Below are 20,991 nucleotides of genomic sequence, written 5' to 3'. Positions count from 1 at the left end.
AAGTGAGAGCCGTCCCGAAGTCGGGGCCGGCCAGCTTCGTCGATGGATAGCATCTCGCGGAGGATGATCTCGTCCTCCGTTTCGCAAGCCGAACCTGCCAGACGCACATTGATCAGGACCACCCGCGTGTTCGCGTCATTTCGCGTTCCGGCGGATGTCCGGAAAGGCTTCGGCGAAGGCTGTGCTGATTACGGGGTCAACTCATAGGTAACCCACTGCGTCGCCACGGCCACGTCGTCATAGAGTCGCCGCGCAGTTGCATTATCGGCGGCGGTGATCCAGCGGATCGAGGACCACCCACGCTCGCGGCCGATCATGGCAAGGTGCTCGATCAGCTGGCGTCCAACGCCGTGGCCGCGCATCCCCGGATCGACGAAAAGATCGTCCAGAAATCCCGCATAGCTCCCCATCAAGGGTTTAGGTTGAGGCCGATAGTGGGCAAGGCCCAACAGATGCCCGTCCGCATCGACGGCGACGAGACCCTCCAGCTGGTGGGTCTGGTCTAGCAGCCAGCTCCAGGTCTGATCCAAGATGGCGTCGGTAATCTCCCGTTTGTAAAAGGCCACATAGCCACGATAAAGCAGCCGCCAAGCCGCTGCGTCTTCGGGCGATATCCGCCGAACCGTGATATGTGTTGTCTTCGTCATAGTCTTTCATCCTTTTTATTGCCGGACCTGATGAGCTGCGGTGGTATCTTCAGATGACCGCGCCAACATCTTGAGCTTCGGCCAAAGTGCCGCACTGGGATTGGTTATTTCGCGGGCCTGATACGGCAGTCTCTGTTCCGGCGGGCACTCACTTGTCTAGCGCCAGCTTGCTTCGTTGCTTCCCTGCGCTATCGAAATAGTCCACCTGCAACCGACGTTTGTGCCGCCGAACACAACCAACCAGATATCCGAGAAGGTGTTCTATGAGGACGGCGTGAGTGACGCCTGGTCATCTTGAACGTGCGTCACCGGCCTGCGCATACGCTCGTCAACGGTCAGGTTGAACAGGTCCGGGCGCGCATAGTGCCCGGTCACGTCGAAATCGAACTTGCCGCGGATCACATCTTCCAGGTCGAGTTCGGCGGTCAGGATTGCGTCGCTATCGAACACAGGCCCCGCCAGGATTTGCCCCGAAGGGCTGACGATCAGGCTGCCGCCGCGCATTAGAACGTCGCCGTTCTCTTCAGGAATCGCGTTCTGCATGTCCACCGGAAAGTTATCGCGCGTCAGGTATTGGCATGCGGAGAGAACGAAGCAGCGTCCCTCAAGTGCGATATGGCGCATGGTCGCGGCCCAACTGTCACGGTCATCCGCAGTCGGAGCGCAATACAGCGCGATTCCCTTGCTGTACATCGCCGTCCGCAAGAGAGGCATGTAGTTTTCCCAGCAGATCACGGCCCCAAGCGGCCCCCAGGGTGTGGGGACCGTCGTCAGCGTCGAGCCGTCGCCGAACCCCCAGCACAGACGCTCCGCTGCCGTGGGCATCGTCTTGCGGTGCTTGCCTAGAAGGCTGCCATCCGGCCCGAAGAACAGTGCCGTACAGTAGAGTGTGCCGCCTTCGCGCTCGATTACGCCGATGACCAGGAACAATTCGGCCTTGCGGGCGGCGTCGCCAAGTCGTGTCACTTCCGGGCCCGGCACGACGACTGCGCGCGAAACATAGGCCGCGTATTCATCGCGGCCGACCGGCAGGCGGGAGCCTATGACGATATGGAAATTGGCGCCCTTCGGATAGCCGCCGATGAAGGCTTCGGGAAACACCGCGACCTTAACGCCGCGCGCGCCGCACTCGGCGATCAACTGCTCGGCCTTGGCGAGCGTCGCCTCCGCGTCGATCCCCTCCGTTCCCGTCTGAACAACGGCTGCAAGAACTTTCGGCATCACCCATTCCCTGTTCTTTGGCGCGATATTCCAAGTCTCGCCGCGGTCGGGACCGCTTCATCTCTTTCGCGGCGAGACTTCCCAGCATGTGCGCGGAGCTAGAGCTTCACACTTGTCATAACGGAGCGCCAAGGCTCCCTGTTGCCATGCATGGTGTCCGGATCCGTATCGCGCAAACGCGCCAACTCCGCAGTCAGACGTTGCAGCGGCACAATGCCAGTGACCGGCCGGAGCAGCGGATGCGGCGTGACGAAGGCCAGTTCCGTATCCCGGCGCTCGCTCACCGTGACTGTCTCGATACCGAGACGATCCAGCACGGTCAGTAGCAGCTGGGTACGGCCGCTATCGTCTTCGCCCGGCTCGATCACCGCGGCGGCCATTCCAGGATGGAAACTCGCCGGCGTGCCGTGGAGGGCGAATTCCGGGGGCATGGCTTCCGTCCATTGCCAGGCGCCTTCCTTGATCTTCAAGGCTGCTTCTTGCGCCGTCGGCAGATCGATGCCGAAGCCGATGATAAGGAGCGTCTCGGCGGCCTTGACCTTCTCGGCGGCGATGGCGGGATTGCCGAGAGCGATTGTCTGCGCCACCGCTTCCGGCAAGGCGTCGACCGCCGTGGCGAAGGCCTGGTCGGCCGATGTGTCGAACTGCGACGCCAGCCGAGCGAGAACCGCGAGTGAGCTCAGATAGGACACCGTGAAGGTGCCCGCCGTCTCGTTCGCACAGGTGCGCACCGTATTGTCGGCCGGCTGAACCGGCGCGGCCTGCCCGACGATCGCTATGGTGCTGGCGCCCGCGCTCCGCGCCCGGTTTAGCGAGGCGGTCGGGAATATCTTGTTGCCCCGGTGACTGATCACCACCACCTGATCATCGGCGCGGATCGGCAACCAGGTGCCCACGTCATGGGCATCCAGCGCCTGCGCTCGGTTTTTGCCGCCATTGAGCACATTCACCCAACTGGCCGCGACACGCGCGGCATGCAGCGAGGTCCCGATGCCGGTGAAGATGATCGGACGATCAGGATCGAGTCTCGGTACCTCGGTCGCAAGGATCGCACGCACCGCTTCCGGCGCCGAGGCGATCTGCGTGTCCAGGTTGAATGATTTGGTCATGCTGCACCTGCTGTCACCGGCAGCCACTCTTTAACGGTGCGCTGCTGTATCATTTCACGAAATTGTTTGGTTGTTTTGGGCAGGAGTTCCCCGGTGCCCCAGTCCAGGATCACGGCATATTGCCGAACCAGATCGTGCACGGTCAGTTTGCCTTCCCGGAACCGTTGCGCGATCTGTTCGGGGTCTTCGCTGAGCCAGCCGACGCGCTTGGCACGGATGGATCGTCGCTCGGTGGCCGTCGCCTCGGCATCGATCTCGAACAGATCGAGCTCGCGGTCGATTTCCCGAATGACGACGCCGTAGTCCTTCCGGGCCCGCTCCACGCTGACATATTCGTCGATGACGTCTTCAAGCACGGCCTCTGGATCACGCTCCAGAGGATCTCCCAGCCCGCCGCCGCCAGCGGATGGGCGGGTGAAGTGATCGCCCGGCCCAACAGACACGTTGGAGAAAATGGCGCCCATGTACTTGGGCTCGCCACCTTCGGGGGTCAGCCAAACTCCATGGGGAATGGACGGCAGGCCGCCCTTCATGCCCCAGGTGATGGAGCGCGAGCGATCGCAGCAATAGGACATAACCGTGTTGCGCACGCCGGTTAGCGTCCCGCCCTTGCGCACGCCGCAGCCGCCGCGGAAGCGTCCCGGACCACCGGAATCGGTCGCGATCTGATGTTCGGTGGTCACTACCGGGCACAGGCGCTCTTGGCCTTCCAGCGGCTGAACAGCCTCGCCGACGCCAAACACGGCCGATGTAGCGCCGGAGCCGTCCTTGCCGTTGCGGCCTCCCCAGCCGCCGACCATCCAGTCGTACCACATGAAGACGTCGTTACTCGGAGTCCGGGTATCACGGCCGCCAACCAGCAGGTATTCGATGTCAACGCAGCAGGCCATCGCGCGCTGGGGCTGCACCTCGGACCACAGTTCGAAGACCGCGTTGACGACTTTTCCGTAAGAACCGGAACAGAAACCGGTGACTGCCGTCGGCCATACCGCGTTGACGACAGTGCCTGTCGGACCGAGATTGACGTCAAGAACCCGATAAAATCCAGAATTGAGCGGAAGATCGGGGAAGAACATCTTGGTACCGGTCACCAGTCCCGAGAAGGACGAGCCGAAGGTGCCGTTAAGGAAGGTAGCCACGACTTCCGCCGAACCGGAGAGATCGTAGGAGATGGTGTCTCCCTTGATCGTCATCTTGACCTTGACCGGCACCAGACCTTCTCCCTTGGCCGGGTCGAAGTCGAGGTAGTCGGTCGTCTCCCATGTGCCATCCGGCATCTCGGCGACGCGCTGGCGGGTGAGGCGCTCGACGTAGTTCTGCACCTCTTCCATGGCGGTGACGACCGTGCCCTGGCCATATTTGGCGACCAGCCGCAACATCTCGATCTCGGCGATGCGGGTCGCCTCCATCTGAGCATGAAGGTCACCTTCCGCCGCCTCGGGCGCGCGGGTGTTGGAGACGATCATCTTCATCACGTCGGTGAGCGCCCGCCCGCCCTGAACGATGCGCAGCGGCGGTATGCGCAGGCCCTCGCCGAAATGTTCCTTCGCATTCACGTCGAACGAGCCAGGCACGCTGCCGCCGATGTCGGCCCAGTGACCGTTGGACTGCGAGAAGCCGATCAACTCGCCACCGGCGAAGATCGGACGCACGATGCGCACGTCGCAGAAATGCGTGCCGCCGAGATAGGGATCGTTGATGGCGAAGACATCGCCCTCCGCGATGTCGTCACCGAAGGCATTGATCACGGCCTTGGCGGTGAAATGCAGGGTGCCTACATGGACGGCGATATCGCCGCTGCCCTGCATCACCGTGTTGCCTTCGCGATCGCAAAGTGCGGACGAGAAGTCGCGGGCATACATTACGAAAGAGTGGCAGGTGCGCAGGATCTGCTCCGCCATCTGGTCGACGATTGTCGTGAAGGAATTCTTCAGAACTTCGAAGGTGACCGGATCGAGCGTTTCAGTGCGGTCTTCACCGCTGCGGATGGATTGCTTGATCATTAGACCGATATCCTCAAATTGTGCCAAGCGTCGACTTCGGCGACTGCGCCCGGCGGGACCGGGGTCGTCGAATCCAGTTGCTCGATGATTGCGGGTCCCTTGATCACCGTACCGGCGGTGAGCTTCGAACGATCGAACACGGGCGTATCGACGGAGTCCGGGCTATCTTGGAACCAGACCTGACGTGTCGCGACCGGCACCGGCGTGGACTGGGTCAGCTCATGCTTGGGAAGGTCGGGCTTGGGCACTTTTCCTATAGCGGTGACAGTGAGGCGGTAGACCTCGACCTTGACGCCGACCCGGCTGAAATTGTGCTCGCGGGCATGTTCAGCATGGAACTGCTCGACGATCGGGGCCAGATCGGTGAGCGGGCCGCTCGTGGAGATCGACATGGAACGCCATTGGCCGACATAGCGCATGTCGATATGGCGCAGCAGCTGCATGTCTTCCGGCGCAACGCCTTCCGCCAGCAGCCGCTGGTAGGCCTCGTGTTCGAGGTTCTTGAACTCGGCCTCGACATCGGTGGGATCGACCTCGTCGACTCGCCCAAGGAACATCGACGACAGATCGTGCTGGATGTCGACCAGAAGGCAGCCGAGCGCCGAGGTGACACCGGGATGCGGAGGAACCAGCACCGTCGGGATCGAGAGCTCGCGAGCAAGATCGACGCCGTGCAGAGGTCCGGCGCCACCGAATACCACAAGGACGAATTCGCGAGGGTCATAGCCGCGGCGAATGGATATCAGCCGTACGGCGTCGGCCATGTTGGCATTGGCCACACGCAGCACCGAGTTCGCGGCCTGCGTCAGGGAGAGACCAAGCGGCTCGGCAACACCATTCTGGACGGCATTGGTTGCGGCCTCCTGGTCGAGTTTCAGCCCGCCGGCGATCAACTCGCTACCTAGCCGACCAAGAACGAGGTTGGCATCCGTGTTGGTCGGCTGGGTGCCTCCCCGACCATAAGCGGCCGGTCCCGGATTGGCGCCAGCGGATTGCGGGCCGTTACGAAGGCCGCCCGCATCGTCCAGCCATGCCAGCGAGCCGCCACCGGCGCCGATAGTCAGCACTTCGATGCTCGGCAGGCAGATCGGATAGCCGTATTCGACGAACCACTCCTTGGTCGTGCGCAGTTCACCGCCTGCGACGAGCGAGATGTCGGTGCTGGTGCCGCCCATGTCGAGGCCGATGGCATTAGGAAAGCCCGCCAGCGCCGCGATGTGCCTGCTGGCGATCGCACCCGCGGCGATGCCGGACGCGGCGAGGCGCACGCCCATCTTCTCGACGGTCTTCGGCGTCATTACGCCGCCGCCGGAATGGAGAATGAGCAGGTCGCCGTCATATCCGCCCGTCTTCAGGCGCTCGCCCAAGCGGTTGACATAACCGCTGACCAGCGGGGCCAGCACGGCATTCGCGACGGTGGTGGAAAAGCGCTCATGCTCGAAGATCTCCGGCAGGACCTCGCTGGAGCAGGTCACGCGTGCTCCAGGCAGCTCCTCCAGGAGGAGGTCGCGCATGCGGCGCTCATTCGCCGGATTGGCATGAGCATTGATGAAGCACACCGCGATGGTTTCAATGCCCTTGCGGCGCAGAACCCCGGCGACGCGGCGCGCATCTTCCTCGTCCAGCTGCGTGAGAATCTCGCCCGCATAGTCGACACGCTCGGTGACCTCGATGCGGTCGCGGCGCTTGATATAGGGCGGGGCAACGTCCTTGTAGGCGTCCCAGAGATCTTCCTTGGTTCCCCGGCGGATCTCGATGATGTCGCGGAAGCCGCGGGTCGTGACCATGGCGGCCCTCGGGAGGCGGCGGGTGATCAGCGCATTCGTCGCCACCGTGGTGCCATGGGAAAAGAGAGCCACGTCGTGCAGGTCGACACCCGCATTGCTGACGCCCTTCAGAACGGCGTCGATCGGATCGACACTGGACGGAAGCTTTTCGACGCGCATGGCTCCGGATCGATCGTCGAAGATGCATATGTCCGTGAACGTGCCTCCCACGTCCACGGCGACTCGAATATTGGTCGTGCTCATATTCCCTCGCTTTTTTGGGTCGCCGGCTATTCGCTCGAAAACCAATGTCAAATTTAGAGCGCATAATTGGACTTAACCTCAAGGCGCCAATCGCATGAATTGGACTTCGATCTTGTCATGTGATTGTTTTGGCCATAATTGGCCTCGCCGAAGGTCCGAGGGCTTTGTATCCCTTGGGTCGGGTTCCCCGGAGCGTGACGCCCCTCGACCGTACCCGTTGACATATGCCGCCAGACCGAGACGTCCTGCCATGCTGCAAAAACCGCGATCGCTCCAGAAGATGCTTGGAAACTGGCAGGAGGGTGAGGGCCCCCTTTACGCCAGGCTTGCCGCTGCCCTGCGCGCGGCGCTGACGAACGGGGATATTGCGCCCGGCATCGTGCTGCCGCCCGAGCGCACGCTTGCCGACACGCTGAAGGTGAGCCGCACGACCGTCATCCGGTCGTTCGGGATTCTGCGCGAGGAGGGTTGGCTGGAAAGCCGCCAGGGCAGCGGCCATATGATCCGCCACCCGCAGCACAACATTCCCTCGCCCTACGTCAATCAGGACGTGGTCAAGGCGATGGCACGCAATCCGATGATGCGCCCATTGGCGCCGCCGCCGCCCGGAACCGTCGATTTCAGCGTGTCGCGGCAAGCAAGCATCGGTCCCTTGCTGTGCGACATTGCCGCTGAACAGATGGCTGCGCTGCACGCGCTTCCCGCCAGCAGCGGCTATCAGCCCCTGGGCCTGATGGCGTTGCGTAGCACGGTGTCGGACTACATCCAGCGCGTAAGCGGGCTGCGCACGCAACCTGACGAAATTCTCATCACCTCGGGCTCGCAGCAGGCCATTTGGCTGATCGGACAGCTTTATGCGCCCTATAGCGAGCGCGTCGTGCTGGAGAACCCGACCTATCCTGGCGCCATCAGCGCGTTCCGCATGATCGGTGCCAATTTGGCCACGCTACCCGTTGAACCGACAGGCTTTGTGCTCGATGGGCTCGAAACCCTGCTTAAGACCGTCCGTCCGCGCCTTGTGATGGTGACTCCCACCTGCCACGCGCCGACCGGCATCGTGATGCCTTTTGAGCAACGCAGGGCGCTCGTAGAGCTGATCGACCAGTATCAGGTGGCCACCATCGAAGACCAGACCATGCTGGACCTTCACGTCGGTGAGACCCGTCCGACGTCGCTCGCTGAGATATCCTCGACAGCACCGTTGCTCACCATTGGCTCGCTCAGCAAACTGTTCTGGCCGGGCCTGCGCATCGGCTGGATCCGTGCGCCTCAGCCGATCATCGAGCACCTCTCGCGTCTGAAGGCAGTGGTGGACATGGGAATATCGCCCGTCGTGCAACTGATGGCGACGGGCCTAATGGAGCATGCAGACGAGGTTCGAAGGCTCCGGCATGAGGAAATCCGGCGCAGCCTCGATCTGCTGTGCGAGCAGATGACGCGCCTTCTGCCAGATTGGACTTGGGTCCGACCTGCGGGCGGACTGTCCTTTTGGGCACGCCTGCCGTCGGGTACCGCGACCGAATTCGCCCAGGTCGCCCTGCTGCACGGGGTGACCATCGTCGCGGGCTCGGCCCTGACCAGTGACGGCGGTTGCGACGATCATGTCCGCCTTCAGTTCGTACAGGATAGCGAGTCGATTACGCTCGGCGTGAGGCGTTTGGCGCAGGCGTGGGAATCCTACGCCGCCCATCGAAAGAGCAGGCGGTAGCGCGCGCTCGGCAACCGCCCCTTCAGGTCATCTTGATCAGAAGTGGCTTTCAGGATCGCTGGCGAGCCGCAAGGATGCGATTGTCGATGGCTGCCTGCTCTTTCGCGGCAGCGGACGAGGGGCGGACCGGAAGCCTGACTTCCTGTCCGCCGCTCAATCCTGTCGGTCGGTAGATCAGGATGACGGCCAGCAGAATACCCAGTCCCAGTTCCTGGCTACCCGACGGCAAGGCCCATGTCATCGAGCCAACAGGGATACCACGTTCTGCCGCCCGCAATATCTGGACGATAGCTGTGACGGCGACGACACCCAGGACCGCCCCCGTCAAGCTCGACATGCCGCCCACGACCAGCATCGCAATGGCGATAAAGGACAGGCTTAGATAGAAGGAATCCACAGTCAGGATGCCAAGGAACTGCGCATATAGGCCGCCGCCTGCACCCACCAGCGCGGCACTGAGGACAAACGCCAGCAGTCGCATGCCGATGACATTGATCGCGCTGGCGCGCGCCGCCACCTCGTCATCGCGCGAGGCGCGCAGAAGCAGGCCATAGCGCGATGTCTGGAAGACATAGGCCACGAGAATGGCGACCGAGGCGACGGCGAAGGCCGTCCACGGCCCCACCACCGTGGGAATGCCGATGATCGAACTCACCCCCGCGGTAACCGAATTCCAGTTGGAGTAGACGCTGTTTACGATGATAAGGAAGGCGAAGGTCGCGATCGACGAGGCGATACCGGTCAGGCGCATGATGGCAAGGCCGAACAGGGCCGCCGCGGCCGCCGGCAAGACGATGGCCGCCGCCATGGCCACGGGAAAGGGGAACTGGCCCTCCCGCAGAAAAAGGGGCAGGCCTTCGAGCATGATCTCTTTGAAAGCCGGATCGGCCGACGCCCACGCAGCAGCATAGGCCCCGATACACATGAAACCGATATGCCCGAAAGACACGATGCCGGAATTGCCGATGAAGACATAAAGTCCGACGACGACCGTCATTTGGATCAGCATCTCCGTCAGTGAGACGGCGGCGTTGTTCGCCGCGAGGGTGCCAAATACTACGATCGCGCCGAGTGCAAGGATCAGTAGAACGGGCGTCTGATAGCGGACGAGAAAACTGTACATGTGGTACCCATCGCTAAACGCGTTCAATGGTGTTGCGGGCGGGGATGAGTCCTGCAGGTCGCACGAGCAGGACAAGAATGACGAAGGCGAAGGCGAATGCGTCGCGGAAGGCGCGCAGATCCGGTGGCAGGTAGGCCTGGAGCATGGTTAGCAAGATGCCGATCAGGAAGCCGCCCACAACCGAACCCAGCAGGTTGCCCATTCCGCCGATCACTACGGCGACGAAGGCGAAGAGAACCAGTGGCACCCCCATCGTTATGGACAGGGACCCGGACTGGGTGACGTAAAGCAGGGAAACGGTGGCGGCCAGCATGCCGCTGATGGCGAAAGCCAATCCGATGACGATATTGCCGCGCACGCCGATATACTGCGCCATGCGGAAATCCTCCGCAGCGGCGCGCATTTGAATTCCATAGCGCGTGTATCGGAGGAACAGGTTCAGCAACATCATCAGGGCAAACGTGACGGCGACGGTGATTAGCTGCAGCAACGGTACCCGCAACTCGCCGATGGCGATCTGAACGTTCACGCCGCTCCAGAAATCGACGCCCTTCGCGCGGGCGCCGTATGCCATCAGCAGGGCGTTCTGAGTGACGTAGCTAACCGCAAAGGAGGCGATCATCAGTGTGGTCGGCGACGCGCGGCGCAGATGCTTGAATACCAATGCGTCCGTCGAGAGCGCCACAAGCAGGACAATGATGGCGATGGCAGCGATCGCAGCCAGTGGCGTCCAGGAACCGATCAGCAGTTGCGCGGCCGCATCGGTGGACGGAACAATCAGTGCGTAGCAACCGACAGTGATCATGTCGCCGTGAGCGAAGTTGATCAAGCGAAGTATGCCAAAGATCAGGCCGATGCCGAGCGCTACAAGTGCATATATGCTGCCGAGCGCGACAGCGTCGATGACGTTTTGAAAGAATGAAATCATGCGACATTCTCCGCCGCCCGCTGTGATCCGGCGCTGAAGCCAAAATAAGCTTTCCTGATCGCATCGCCGTCGCGCAGGTCGCTCGCGCGGCCTTCAAGCTGGATCTGGCCGCCCCGGAGAATGTAAATCCGATCAGCATATTTGAGGACGCGGGCAGAACTCTGTTCATTGATGAACAGAGTCAGTCCTCGCTCGGCGCGCAGTTCGAGCAGCGTCTTGTAGATCTGCTCGATGATCAGCGGCGCAAGACCCAACGAGGGCTCGTCAACGAGCAGCAGTCGGGGCTGGGTCATCACGGCGCGGGCGACGGCGAGCATCTGCTGCTCGCCGCCGGAGAGGCGGCCAGCCGGATAGGCAAGGCGCTCCTTCAGGCGCGGGAACGTGACGAGCAGCCGGTCGAAATCCGATGCCGCGGCTTTCCTGTCGCTGGATATGTAGCCGCCGATCCTTAGATTTTCCTCGACGGTCAGCGTCCCGAAAATTTGCCTACCTTCCGGCACGAGCGACACGCCGAGACGCGCGATCTGCTCCGGCCGGACACTCCTGAGGCTTCCGCCATCGAACCGGATGCTGCCGGATGTCGGCTTCACCCCACCGGCCACCGCCGCGAGCATGGTCGACTTGCCGGCGCCGTTCGGCCCTACAAGGCAAACAACCTCTCCCTCATCAACATGGAGGGACACGCCACGAATAGCGGCCAGGTCGCTATAATGAACGTGAAGTTCTTGTATATCCAGCAGGGCGGACATCAGCTCTCCATACCGAGATAAGCTGCCATTACAGCCTCGTTATTCTGGATTTCCCCGGGCGTTCCCTTTGCAAGGATGCATCCGCCGTCGAGAACGTGAATCTGGTGGGAGATACCCATCACGACCCGCATATTGTGCTCGATCAGAAGCACGCCACAGGTGAACAGGGAGGGGATGGAGGAAATCAACTCCATCAGGTCTTCGCATTCCGCGTCGGACATGCCTGCCGCCGGCTCATCCAGCAATACGAAGGCTGGCGACAGGACCATGGCACGCGCGATCGAGAGGCGCCTCTGGTCGGTATAGGCGAGCATTCCCGCCTTCTGGTAGGGGTCGGCCTTCAGCCCGACCCAGTCCAGGAGTTCGCGGGCGTGCTCGACGGCCTGCCTGCGACCTAGCCCAAGTGCCAGAGCGCCTGCCTCTACATTCTCGAGGATGGACATATCCTTGAACAGACGACCTGCCTGAAACGTTCGTGCCACGCCGCGGGCACGGAAATCGACGGGCGACCAGTCACTGGTCCGCTCTCGGCCGACGAGCACATGGCCTTCCGTCGGCCGCTGAAAGCCTGTCAGGCAGTTGACCAGAGTTGTCTTTCCGGCGCCATTCGGACCGATCAGACCTAACACTTCGTGGCGATGCAGGGTGAGGCTGACATCCGAAATAGCTGCTAGCCCCTGAAAGCGCACTGTCAGGTGCTGTGCCGTCAGTTCCGAGCTATTGCCATCGCCCCGCATGAGCAATGGCTGTTCAATATCGAAAGTGTAATTCATGTCGCGAACTCCGAAGACATCAGAAGCGGCACAGATCGTGGCCGTTCGACATTGTGCCGCGAGGTGATTGTGCCTTCGCGCTTCTGCATGAACTGTCGTGGATGCCCCTCTTGCTACCTTATGAAGGAAAGCAAGAGGGGCCACGCGGCACGCTCAGTTGCCCTTCGTGCGGTATAGAACGTTGTTCGGAATGGTGCCGCTGATCCTCCACTCCTCGATCGCCGACTGCTTGTTGTCCGCGTAGGACGTGATGAACATCGGCATGTCGATTTGGATGTGCAGCTTGGGAGTGAAGGTTCGCGGCCCCAGTACTGTCGACTCATCCTTGAACGTGTTCAGCCCGGCTACGACCTCGGCGCCCTCGGTGGTGTTGGCAGCCGTCACGGCCTTCGCCCACATGTCGAGGAAAGCGTAGATTGGGTAGGCATATTGCGTCGACGGAGCGGCGCCGTACTTCTCCTTGAACGCCGAAGAAACGGCATTCACTGCAGGACGACGGTCATTTTCGGGCAACGCCTGGGACGGAAGATAGAAATCCTTCAGGCCGGGCACCGATGCCAGCCAATAGGTGCCGTCCATGCCCGTCGAGCCGAAGATCGGCAGGTTTATGCCGGCCGCGCGCAACTGCCGGACAGCGCTCGCCGCGCCGGGGTTCACCGAGCAGAGCATGACGTGGTCGACACCGTCGCTGCGGATGCTGTTGGTGAGCCGCGTAATCTGAGAGCTGATCGTTGGATCGGCTCCCTTGAACGTATCCCGCTCGACAATCGTGCCGCCGACCTGCGGAAACTTCCATTCATAACCAGCGCATACGGACTTCGTGTATTCGATGGCCTCGTCGACCAGAGTGTAGCCCTTGCGTAGCCCCTTTTTCTGGAAGCCCCAGTCCGCCATGATTGCGCCTTCGAGCTGGCCAGCATTGTTTGCCGTGAAGGACAACGGGCCTACGCCCAACACGCCCGCCTTGGGGTCTGATGCGCCGACAAAGACCGAAATGACGCCGGCTTTTTGTGCCTGAAGCGCTGCCGGCGCGCCGAAATCGTAATCCGCCGAGACGAGGAGCAGATTGGCACCCTTGCTGACAAGTTCTTGCCCAACCTTCGCGCCTTCGACCCGATCCGACTTGGTGTCGCCAATAATGATCTTAATGGGCTTGCCAAGCAGGCCCCCTTTGGCGTTGGCCTGCTCGACCCAAAGCTGGGCCATCTTCGCGGCCTCACCATCATAGGCCTCCACCCAGCCCGAGTAGGCCACGGCCATGCCGATGGTGATGTCTTCGGCAGCATGGACCTGTGTCGCCGTGGATAGCGCGAAGGCTCCGTATGTGAGCGCGATAAGCGAACGTCTTGAGATCATCCGTGTTCCCCTCGGGCCGTTAGGCCTCAAAAACTTGCGTGCCTGGTCAGATGATGGACATTGGCATTCGAAGAGAGCACCAATTGTGCATTGTTGATGTTAAAATAGGCAGGCACAGATATTAGGCTTTGCAATTGGCCTATAGATCAAGGTGCCAATTGAACAAATTGGAATGCGTGTCGGCGAATGGCCCCCGCCAAGGAATTCACTCTGTTTTTCCATTGAGAATTGGCACTGGCTTATATGTGGAGCCGCCCGCCAGGTAATGTGCTCATGGAGGTCTGATCCATCCGGGGCGGTGCGTTTGGAATGCGCGCCCCTGAGGTAGACAGCGAGAGGGTATCCGATGGTTGCGCCGAACTATTCTGAGCAGCGCTCGAAGCTCACGCCGGAGAGCGGGCTGGGACGACCCTTGGGAGAGCCGCCCCCCACAATCGATGCTGTGGAGCCGCAACCCACCGAAGGCTCGCCCGCGAGTTCAGACACTGCGGATCAGGAGACCGCCTGAAATCGCCCATCTTGCGAGGAGCGCATCACGCTCCTCGCTTGTTCTCCGTCATCGTCTCGACGGCACCGATCGCGACTTCGAGGTCAGCGATCTTCCTCAACGCATTATCTGAAGGCATGACGCAGGATGATGCTGCAGCGGAAATGATCTCACGCTGGGCTGATAAAAGAAGCTTTCTCAAATGTTCAAGCTGGGATGTCGTACAATGGTCATCCTGACGAGGATCTTGAATTATCAAGACATTACTTGTTGTATAGAAATATTTACTTTCCTATCCGCGCACAACGGCTGCAATAAAGCGTTATAAGCTGAACACAGTGACCTCAATACCCTCCGTGCGGCCGACCTTGTAAACGGCAGATGACTTGAGTACGAAAGCACGTGCTGGCTGTCGCCTACAGCGGTTTATTGCACTTCATCCCGTCCGCTGTCGGTCCCTTAGGCTCAGGACCCATTGATACGAGGCGCATGATCTGATTCAGACTCCGCAGGAGTTTGAACATGAGCGACCTGTATTGGCTGATAGACGAGCAGATTGCTCGGCTTCAGCCCTATTTCCCTAGGAGCCACGGGAAGCCCCGCGTGGATGATTGTCGGGTTCTAAGCGGGATCATTTTCGTCAACCGCAACAGGCTGCGCTGGCGCGACGCCCGGCGGCCTATGGGCCGCATAAGACGCTTTATAATTGTTGGAAACGCTTGAGCGATGCAGGCATCTTCATCCGTATGATGGAGGGCCTGTCCGCCGCAGGGAGCGAACGGCGAACGGTTATGATCGACGCGACCTATCTGAAGGCCCACCGCACGGCTTCGAGCCAGCGCGTAAAAAGGGGATGTCGGGCGACTGATCGGACGCACCAAGGGCGGCATGAACACCAAGCTTCACGCCGTGACGGATGCGAATGGACGCCCGATCAGCCTGTTCATGACCGCGGGCCAGGTCAGCGACTACACCGCCGCCGCCGCTCTACTGGACAGCCTTCCCAAGGCTCAATGGCTCCTGGGCGACCGGGGCTATGACGCCGACTGGTTCCGCGACGCCTTGCAGGCCAAGGGTATCAAACCCTGCATCCCAGGGCGAAAATCCCGCTCCCAGCCTATCCGATATGACAAGCGCCGCTACAAACGACGCAATCGCATCGAGATCATGCTCGGAAGGCTCAAGGACTGGCGGCGCGTCGCCAACCGCTACGATCGATGCCCGACCGTCTTCATGTCCGCCATCGGTCTTGCGGCCACCGTGCTCTACTAGCTATGAGTCCTGAGCCTAGAAGACTGCCCGCCACACTTGCCGGTGGTTGCCACCTTAGCTGGATAGCGTCCGTTCTTAGAAGTGTTCTCCGACCACTTGTACGACCGCGACGGGGTCGTAACGGCGGCTATCTGCATTGCGGCAGCCAAAACCTGCCAGTCCACTCTCGGCCCCATAGCAGGCGTTCGGACACGAACTCGGCAAGGTCCTTTTTTGGCGCTTTCGCACATCCGATTTCCGTCGCGAGATGGCGTCGCATCGGCAATAGTTGGTTGCGTCGTCAGTGGCCACTATTCCCACGAAGACGATCAGCGTGTTTCCTTTAGCCAAGAGCAGCCGAATGGGATCGAGCAGTAGGTCTGATCGGCTTTGATATCGCGACCGATCGCATTTGCCGAACCGGCGGCCGGAAACCCTTACCGCATGATTAGCCCCAAAGATTTTTTCTGACCTCAGAGGACGGATTTGAGGAAGGTAGCGGTTTCCGGCTGTTGCGGATTGCCGATCACCTGGGCCGGAGGACCGATCTCGTGGATCTTGCCCTTGTGGAAGAAAGCGACGCGGTCCGACACCTCGCGGGCGAAGGCGATTTCGTGGGTGACGACGATCATCGTCATGCCCTCCGAGGAAAGCATGCGCATAGTATCCAGCACCTCGCCGACGAGCTGCGGATCGAGCGCGGAGGTGACTTCGTCGAACAGCATGTAGTCCGGCGACATGGCGAGCGCGCGGGCGATCGCCATGCGCTGCTGCTGGCCGCCGGAAAGCTTGGAGGGATAGACCTTCAGCTTCTCACCCAGTCCGACATGGGAGAGCTTCTCGACGGCGATCGCCTCGGCCTCGGCCTTCGGCTTGCCGAGCACCTTGCGCGGCGCCAGCATCACGTTCTCCAGCACCGTGAGGTGAGGGAAAGCGTTCCACTGCTGAAAGACGATGCCGATCTTGCGGCGCAGCCTGTTGATGTCGGTGCCGCGCGCATGCACGTCGGTGCCGTCGACTAGTATGTGGCCGGAATTGATCGGCTCCAGTCCATTGATGCACATCAGCAGTGTCGACTTACCCGAGCCGGAGCCGCCGATCACCGAGACCACCTCGCCTTTCTCGACGGTCATGGTGACGCCCTTGACCACTTCGAGAGCACCGAAGGATTTATGAACGTTCTCGATCTCAATCATTCTCGCGCCACCTCTTCTCCAACCGTGCGCCGAGGCGGGCAATGGGGAAGCTCATGAGGAAGTAGATCAACCCGGCGATGGAGAGCACGAAAAGCGGCTCCTGGATCCGGGTGACGATGATCTGCGAGGACCGCAGTAGCTCCACGATGCCGATCCACAGCACCAGCGCGGTGTCCTTCATCACGCCGAGCGTCAGGCCGATCCAGTTTGGCAGCGCGACGCGCAGCGCGATCGGAAACACGATCGAGGTCAGGTCCTGCCGCCAGCTCATGCCGAGCGAGCGAGCCGCCCGCCGGGTCGTCGCCGGCACGGCGAGAATGCCCGCGCGCACAATCTCGGTACAGAAGGCGGCGGTATAGACGGCCAGCACCGCACAGCCGACCGTGAAGGCCGACACGTTCAGCCCGACGATCGACTTGAACGAGTTCGCCAGCACGAACTGGATGATCAGCGGCACCGAGCGGAAGATGTCGAGCACGAAGCCGATCGGCGCGTTCAGCCACCACGGCACGCTGGCCCGTGCCAAGCCAAACAGCAGCCCCAGCAGCGTTCCCCCCAGCACCGCCCAGAAGGTGATGGAAAGGGTGACGCCCGCGCCCTTCAGCATGAACCAGAGGTCGCTGAGAGTGAACGAGGTCTCGAAAAGGGAGGTGTCGAACATCCGTGCCTCCCTCAGTAGCGGAACAGCCGCCACGCCATCAGGCGGGCCGAGCCGGTAACGAACTTGGCGATCAGGTAATAAATGACCGCGGCAATGGCGAAGAATTCGAAAGACCGGAACGACTTGACATTGAGATCCTGGGTGACGCCCGTCAGATCGTTGTTCAATCCGACCACCACGCCCAGCGACGTCATCAGGATTGCCCACACCATCTGGTTGGTGAGCGGATGGAACACCACACGGAACATCTGCGGCAGAACGATCAGCCGGAACGCCTGGACGGGTCCCATGCCGAGCGAGCGGGCGGCGCGCACCTGTGTCGGCGGCACGGCGCGCAGGCCGCCGCGAAAGGTTTCCGCGAGATAGCCGGCATTGTTGAAGGTGATGCCTGCGAGCAGCGCGGGGAAGCTGTCGAGATAAATTCCCAGCGAGCCGAGGCCGAAATAGGCCATGTAGATCTGGAACAGCGCCGGCGTGTTGCGGGCGAGTTCCACCCAGCTCGTGGCGAACGCCCGGAGCGCACGGAAGCGCGAGCCGGACGCCAGTGCCAGAAGCACGGCAAAGAACACGCCGAGCACCATGGAGAGCACGGCGACCTCAAGCGTCACCAAGGCTCCCCACAGCATATCCGGCAGGGCCCGGAAGGCCGGGCGCCAATGAAAGGTGTAGTTCATCGCTCGCGCCCGCCGCCGGAGTTTTTGATCAGCGATAGACGCCCGGAACCGTCAGATTGGGCACCTGTCCGCCGCCGATCCACTTGTCGTACAGCGCCTTGTAGCGCCCGGTACGCACCTGCTGGTTGACGAACAGGTTGAGGTAATTGAGGAGGCCCTGTTCCTGGCGCAGTGCAATCAGTCCGACATAGTCGATGTCATAGGGGGCGTCGCCGGCCATGACGAGACCCTTGTACTTGCCTTCCTTCACGATGGCGGCGGCCACGGTGGAGGTGACGACGGTCGCCTCGATCTGGCCCTGCGCCAGTGCCAGGAACACGTCCGCCTGGGTCTGATAGGCGCGGAACGAACCCTTCGGATCGTTCCACTTCTTGACGTCGGCTTCCAGCGCCAGCGCCTCGTAGCCGCCGGCGGTCGAGCCGACCTTGCGGCCCTTCAGCGTCTCATAGCTGTCGATGCCGATGCCCGCCTTGGTGAGGATGACATTGGTGAAGGCGAAGTAGGGAATGGAGAAGCCGGCGGTCTTGGCACGCTCCAGCGTATCCGAGGTCGAGGCGACGCCGATATCCACGCGACCCGAGACGAGGGCCGGAATCCGGTCCGGGAAGGGCGTCTCGACGATCTCCGCCTTCACGCCGAGCGCCTTGGCGAGATCGAGGCAATAGTCGACGTCGAAGCCGATCGGGTTATTGCTGGTGTCCCGCGAGCCCATCGGCGGAAAATCGAGCACGACCGCGCAGCGAAGCGTGCCGGCCGAGATGATGTCGTCCAGCTTGTCGGCGTGGGCGGTCGCGGCGGCCGATACGGCCAAAGCCGCGGCGAAGGCAAGTGTGGTGACGCGCATTTCTGTTCCCTTCTCGTTGATTGAAATCAGACCCTGCTTACGGAAAAGCGTATCTGAGATATCGTATACGATAATGAAGTGGCTGGAATTGCCTTCCGACGCTATCGTATTCCGCCCGATGAACGGCAATGATTACTGGACAAGAAACCCGTAAGCGAGAGGATCCTCTTCATCGATGATCCAGTTTGCAAATCCCGAAATATAGGCGTTGCCGCTGATTTCGGGGATCACCGCATCAAACTCGCCGACCTTTGTTTCACTGAGGACGTGTCCTTTGAACACTGTCCCGATAATGGATTCATTTATCAAAGTTTCTGACGCCGAAAGCTCACCACGAAGATACAACTGGGCGACCCGGCCCGCCGTGCCCGAGCCTGTCGGCGATCGGTCGATCGCGCGGTCGGCATAGACGCAACAATTGGCCTGGGTCGATCCCTCGTGACGCGGAGCGCCATAGACCATGACGCCGTAAACATCGTTGAATTCGGGAATTTCCGGGTGGACGACGGGCATTGCCGCATTCACCGCCGTTTTGATTTCGTATCCGAACTGCATGATCTTCTGAACATCCGTCTCACGAATGGCGATATCGTGAGGATGTCCGTCGACATAGAAATATGTCGCGCCGCCATAGGCGATATCGCCCGTTACCTTGCCGAAGCTCGGCGTGACGACCGTCACGTCCCGCTTGAAGATGAATGAAGGCACATTCACGAAGCGCACGGATCCGGTTTTCTTCCCGTCCCATTCGACAAAGGCTTCGATGAAGCCGCACGGAGCGTCGATGCCGATCCGCGTTTCAGGTGAGCTGCGCTCGACCCATCCCAGTTCCACGGCCGCCGTCGCGAGGGCGATCACGCCGTGGCCGCAATGAGGGCTGTAGCCCATGTTGTTCAGGAAGATCACGCCAAAGTCCGCGTCCTCGCTCACTGGCTCTGTAAGGTATCCGCCATACAGATCCTTGTGGCCGCGAGGTTCGAGCATGACGGCGCGACGATATTGATCTGCGTTCTGCTGCAGCCAGGCGCGACGTTCGACGATGGTGTTTCCGGGAATTTTCGGAAGCCCCTGAGTCACCAGTCGGAATGTTTCACCGCACGTATGCAGTTCAACGGTGCTCAACGATCTCTCGTACTGCATGCGGAATCTCCAACTCCCTATCGGGCTTTGTCTCAAAAAGGACGCTGCAAAGCGGGCCCAGTCATACCGGCGCGGCCCATCGGGCTTCCGAAGCACCGAAAAGCGGCCACCCTCATTCCTGACTGAAGAATTTCAGATATCGTATACGATCATGCGAAGGCGTCAACCGCAGAAATGTCAGGCGCGGAGAATTTCAAGATGCGCCATCGTTCTGGACTGGCCGGCGGCCCGAGCTTGACGGATCGCTAGCGCCATCCATCGCCGGATGCGAAGGGGCGGCCTATGGCCGAGATGCGCCTTACGCTCGATGCAAGCGCCTGGGCGCACAGGTTATTTCTTCAGGTGGCTCAGAAGGGAGTCGCAGGCATTCGATATGTGGTGATGCAGCAACGCGGCGGCCTTGTCGGCATTCTTCTCCCGGCAGGCCGCGAGTATCTGGCGATGCTCCTTGTCGTCGACGCCGGTTCCGCCCGAAAGCGTGAGTTGTATCCGCAGATAGCGCTCGATCCGATCATTGACGGATCGAATGAGATTCATGAGAAATGGTCGATCCGCATCCTCGTAGAGAGAGGAGTGGAACTGCCAGTTGAGTTCGGCCCAGCGCGCCACATTTGTCTCCCGCGCGAAGGCCTCGCAATATTCTCCGGCCCGCTGGAAGGTCTTCTCGGTCATGCGCGGCACGGAAAGCTTCAGTGCGCTTGACTCCAGCATGGCGCGCACCTCGAAGATCTGCGCGATCTCCGGCTCGGAAAGGCTCGCGACGACAGCTCCGCGATTGCGGTGAAACTCGACAAGCCCCTCCGCCTCCAGCCGTTTCAGCGCTTCCCGCACAGGGATCTTGCTGACATCGAACAGCTTCGCGACGTCGTCCTGTCGGATAGGCTCTCCCTCGTCGAAAGCTCCGCTGACGATCGCTTCGCGAATGTGCTTGGCGATAATGTCGGACGCGGTCGGCGCCGAACCGAGAGATGGCAAATCTATTGCGGTAAGTGGCACTTACATCTCCCAGCCTGCCTTGGAAGGGCAGCGATCGAGTATCGTATTCGATATCGGATCGCAAGGTCACGCCATGGGCAGCGAGCCGCGCGGGC

17 protein-coding genes and 1 pseudogene are annotated in these 20,991 nt (G+C 61.1%); 2 read left to right on the top strand and 16 right to left on the bottom strand.

The window, feature by feature from the left end; genetic code table 11:
- Positions 1–188 precede the first annotated feature (188 nt).
- From LGR54_RS00320 to LGR54_RS00300, 5 genes are all read right to left on the bottom strand, one after another.
- Positions 189–647 carry a GNAT family N-acetyltransferase gene (locus LGR54_RS00320; RefSeq protein ID WP_230360004.1) on the bottom strand — a complete coding sequence of 153 codons (459 nt, stop codon included), beginning with the start codon at positions 645–647 and terminating at the stop codon, positions 189–191.
- Positions 648–908: 261 nt separating this feature from the next.
- Positions 909–1,868: a nitrilase-related carbon-nitrogen hydrolase gene (locus tag LGR54_RS00315; RefSeq protein WP_230360003.1), complete on the bottom strand. Its 960-nt coding sequence runs from the start codon at positions 1,866–1,868 to the stop codon at positions 909–911.
- A gap of 98 nt (positions 1,869–1,966) precedes the next feature.
- The gene (locus LGR54_RS00310) at positions 1,967–2,977 is read right to left on the bottom strand and encodes an SIS domain-containing protein (protein WP_230360002.1); all 1,011 of its coding nucleotides are present in this window, start codon (positions 2,975–2,977) and stop codon (positions 1,967–1,969) included.
- Entirely contained in the window at positions 2,974–4,980 is a 2,007-nt protein-coding gene (locus LGR54_RS00305) for a hydantoinase B/oxoprolinase family protein (protein WP_230360001.1), read from the bottom strand. Before LGR54_RS00305 ends, LGR54_RS00310 begins: the two co-directional genes overlap by 4 nt.
- Positions 4,980–7,010, bottom strand: coding sequence for a hydantoinase/oxoprolinase family protein (locus LGR54_RS00300; protein WP_230360000.1), 2,031 nt, complete (start codon positions 7,008–7,010; stop codon positions 4,980–4,982). Before LGR54_RS00300 ends, LGR54_RS00305 begins: the two co-directional genes overlap by 1 nt.
- Positions 7,011–7,260: 250 nt before the next feature.
- On the opposite strand from LGR54_RS00300, the gene LGR54_RS00295 reads away from it, so the two are divergent.
- Positions 7,261–8,718: a PLP-dependent aminotransferase family protein gene (locus LGR54_RS00295; RefSeq protein WP_230359999.1), complete on the top strand. Its 1,458-nt coding sequence runs from the start codon at positions 7,261–7,263 to the stop codon at positions 8,716–8,718.
- A 49-nt stretch (positions 8,719–8,767) separates the two neighbouring features.
- On the opposite strand, the gene LGR54_RS00290 is transcribed toward LGR54_RS00295, so the two are convergent.
- The 5 genes from LGR54_RS00290 to LGR54_RS00270 form a co-directional block, all read right to left on the bottom strand.
- Positions 8,768–9,841, bottom strand: a complete 1,074-nt coding sequence (locus LGR54_RS00290; protein ID WP_230359998.1) for a branched-chain amino acid ABC transporter permease — start codon at positions 9,839–9,841, stop codon at positions 8,768–8,770.
- 13 nt (positions 9,842–9,854) lie between these two features.
- Entirely contained in the window at positions 9,855–10,769 is a 915-nt protein-coding gene (locus LGR54_RS00285; protein ID WP_230359997.1) for a branched-chain amino acid ABC transporter permease, read from the bottom strand.
- On the bottom strand, positions 10,766–11,518 hold the full coding sequence (locus tag LGR54_RS00280; RefSeq protein WP_230359996.1) for an ABC transporter ATP-binding protein: 753 nt from the start codon (positions 11,516–11,518) through the stop codon (positions 10,766–10,768). Before LGR54_RS00280 ends, LGR54_RS00285 begins: the two co-directional genes overlap by 4 nt.
- Positions 11,518–12,291: an ABC transporter ATP-binding protein gene (locus tag LGR54_RS00275; protein WP_230359995.1), complete on the bottom strand. Its 774-nt coding sequence runs from the start codon at positions 12,289–12,291 to the stop codon at positions 11,518–11,520. The genes LGR54_RS00280 and LGR54_RS00275 overlap by 1 nt, the downstream gene beginning before the upstream one ends.
- Before the next feature lie 153 nt (positions 12,292–12,444).
- Positions 12,445–13,647 carry an ABC transporter substrate-binding protein gene (locus tag LGR54_RS00270; protein ID WP_230359994.1) on the bottom strand — a complete coding sequence of 401 codons (1,203 nt, stop codon included), beginning with the start codon at positions 13,645–13,647 and terminating at the stop codon, positions 12,445–12,447.
- Positions 13,648–14,656: 1,009 nt separating this feature from the next.
- Between LGR54_RS00270 and LGR54_RS00265 the strand changes: the two are divergent.
- Positions 14,657–15,406, top strand: a pseudogene (locus LGR54_RS00265) (IS5 family transposase).
- 452 nt (positions 15,407–15,858) lie between these two features.
- On the opposite strand, the gene LGR54_RS00260 reads toward LGR54_RS00265, so the two are convergent.
- The 6 genes from LGR54_RS00260 to LGR54_RS00235 form a co-directional block, all read right to left on the bottom strand.
- Entirely contained in the window at positions 15,859–16,581 is a 723-nt protein-coding gene (locus LGR54_RS00260) for an amino acid ABC transporter ATP-binding protein (RefSeq protein WP_230359993.1), read from the bottom strand.
- The gene (locus tag LGR54_RS00255) at positions 16,574–17,242 is read right to left on the bottom strand and encodes an amino acid ABC transporter permease (protein WP_230359992.1); all 669 of its coding nucleotides are present in this window, start codon (positions 17,240–17,242) and stop codon (positions 16,574–16,576) included. The genes LGR54_RS00260 and LGR54_RS00255 overlap by 8 nt, the downstream gene beginning before the upstream one ends.
- Before the next feature lie 11 nt (positions 17,243–17,253).
- Positions 17,254–17,916, bottom strand: coding sequence for an amino acid ABC transporter permease (locus LGR54_RS00250; RefSeq protein WP_230359991.1), 663 nt, complete (start codon positions 17,914–17,916; stop codon positions 17,254–17,256).
- A gap of 28 nt (positions 17,917–17,944) precedes the next feature.
- The gene (locus LGR54_RS00245; RefSeq protein WP_230359990.1) at positions 17,945–18,760 is read right to left on the bottom strand and encodes a transporter substrate-binding domain-containing protein; all 816 of its coding nucleotides are present in this window, start codon (positions 18,758–18,760) and stop codon (positions 17,945–17,947) included.
- Positions 18,761–18,892: 132 nt separating this feature from the next.
- Entirely contained in the window at positions 18,893–19,900 is a 1,008-nt protein-coding gene (gene lhpH, locus LGR54_RS00240) for a trans-3-hydroxy-L-proline dehydratase (RefSeq protein WP_370638098.1), read from the bottom strand.
- 330 nt (positions 19,901–20,230) lie between these two features.
- Positions 20,231–20,896, bottom strand: a complete 666-nt coding sequence (locus LGR54_RS00235) for a GntR family transcriptional regulator (protein WP_230359988.1) — start codon at positions 20,894–20,896, stop codon at positions 20,231–20,233.
- Between the last annotated feature and the right edge of the window lie 95 nt (positions 20,897–20,991).

Origin of the sequence: Ancylobacter sp. Lp-2, assembly GCF_020523795.1 — a bacterium.
In the GTDB taxonomy this organism is placed as follows: Bacteria; Pseudomonadota; Alphaproteobacteria; order Rhizobiales; family Xanthobacteraceae; genus Ancylobacter.
Note: the sequence above shows the minus strand (reverse complement) of the source record. Positions and strands in the feature narration are given on the sequence as shown.

Coding starts and splice junctions, on each gene's coding strand:
- lhpH (WP_370638098.1), bottom strand. CDS start 19,900: ATGCAGTACGAGAGATCGTTGAGCACCGTTGAACTGCATACGTGCGGT.
- LGR54_RS00280 (WP_230359996.1), bottom strand. CDS start 11,518: ATGTCCGCCCTGCTGGATATACAAGAACTTCACGTTCATTATAGCGAC.
- LGR54_RS00295 (WP_230359999.1), top strand. CDS start 7,261: ATGCTGCAAAAACCGCGATCGCTCCAGAAGATGCTTGGAAACTGGCAG.
- LGR54_RS00305 (WP_230360001.1), bottom strand. CDS start 4,980: ATGATCAAGCAATCCATCCGCAGCGGTGAAGACCGCACTGAAACGCTC.
- LGR54_RS00250 (WP_230359991.1), bottom strand. CDS start 17,916: ATGAACTACACCTTTCATTGGCGCCCGGCCTTCCGGGCCCTGCCGGAT.
- LGR54_RS00275 (WP_230359995.1), bottom strand. CDS start 12,291: ATGAATTACACTTTCGATATTGAACAGCCATTGCTCATGCGGGGCGAT.
- LGR54_RS00255 (WP_230359992.1), bottom strand. CDS start 17,242: ATGTTCGACACCTCCCTTTTCGAGACCTCGTTCACTCTCAGCGACCTC.
- LGR54_RS00270 (WP_230359994.1), bottom strand. CDS start 13,647: ATGATCTCAAGACGTTCGCTTATCGCGCTCACATACGGAGCCTTCGCG.
- LGR54_RS00260 (WP_230359993.1), bottom strand. CDS start 16,581: ATGATTGAGATCGAGAACGTTCATAAATCCTTCGGTGCTCTCGAAGTG.
- LGR54_RS00245 (WP_230359990.1), bottom strand. CDS start 18,760: ATGCGCGTCACCACACTTGCCTTCGCCGCGGCTTTGGCCGTATCGGCC.
- LGR54_RS00285 (WP_230359997.1), bottom strand. CDS start 10,769: ATGATTTCATTCTTTCAAAACGTCATCGACGCTGTCGCGCTCGGCAGC.
- LGR54_RS00290 (WP_230359998.1), bottom strand. CDS start 9,841: ATGTACAGTTTTCTCGTCCGCTATCAGACGCCCGTTCTACTGATCCTT.
- LGR54_RS00310 (WP_230360002.1), bottom strand. CDS start 2,977: ATGACCAAATCATTCAACCTGGACACGCAGATCGCCTCGGCGCCGGAA.
- LGR54_RS00315 (WP_230360003.1), bottom strand. CDS start 1,868: ATGCCGAAAGTTCTTGCAGCCGTTGTTCAGACGGGAACGGAGGGGATC.
- LGR54_RS00320 (WP_230360004.1), bottom strand. CDS start 647: ATGACGAAGACAACACATATCACGGTTCGGCGGATATCGCCCGAAGAC.
- LGR54_RS00300 (WP_230360000.1), bottom strand. CDS start 7,010: ATGAGCACGACCAATATTCGAGTCGCCGTGGACGTGGGAGGCACGTTC.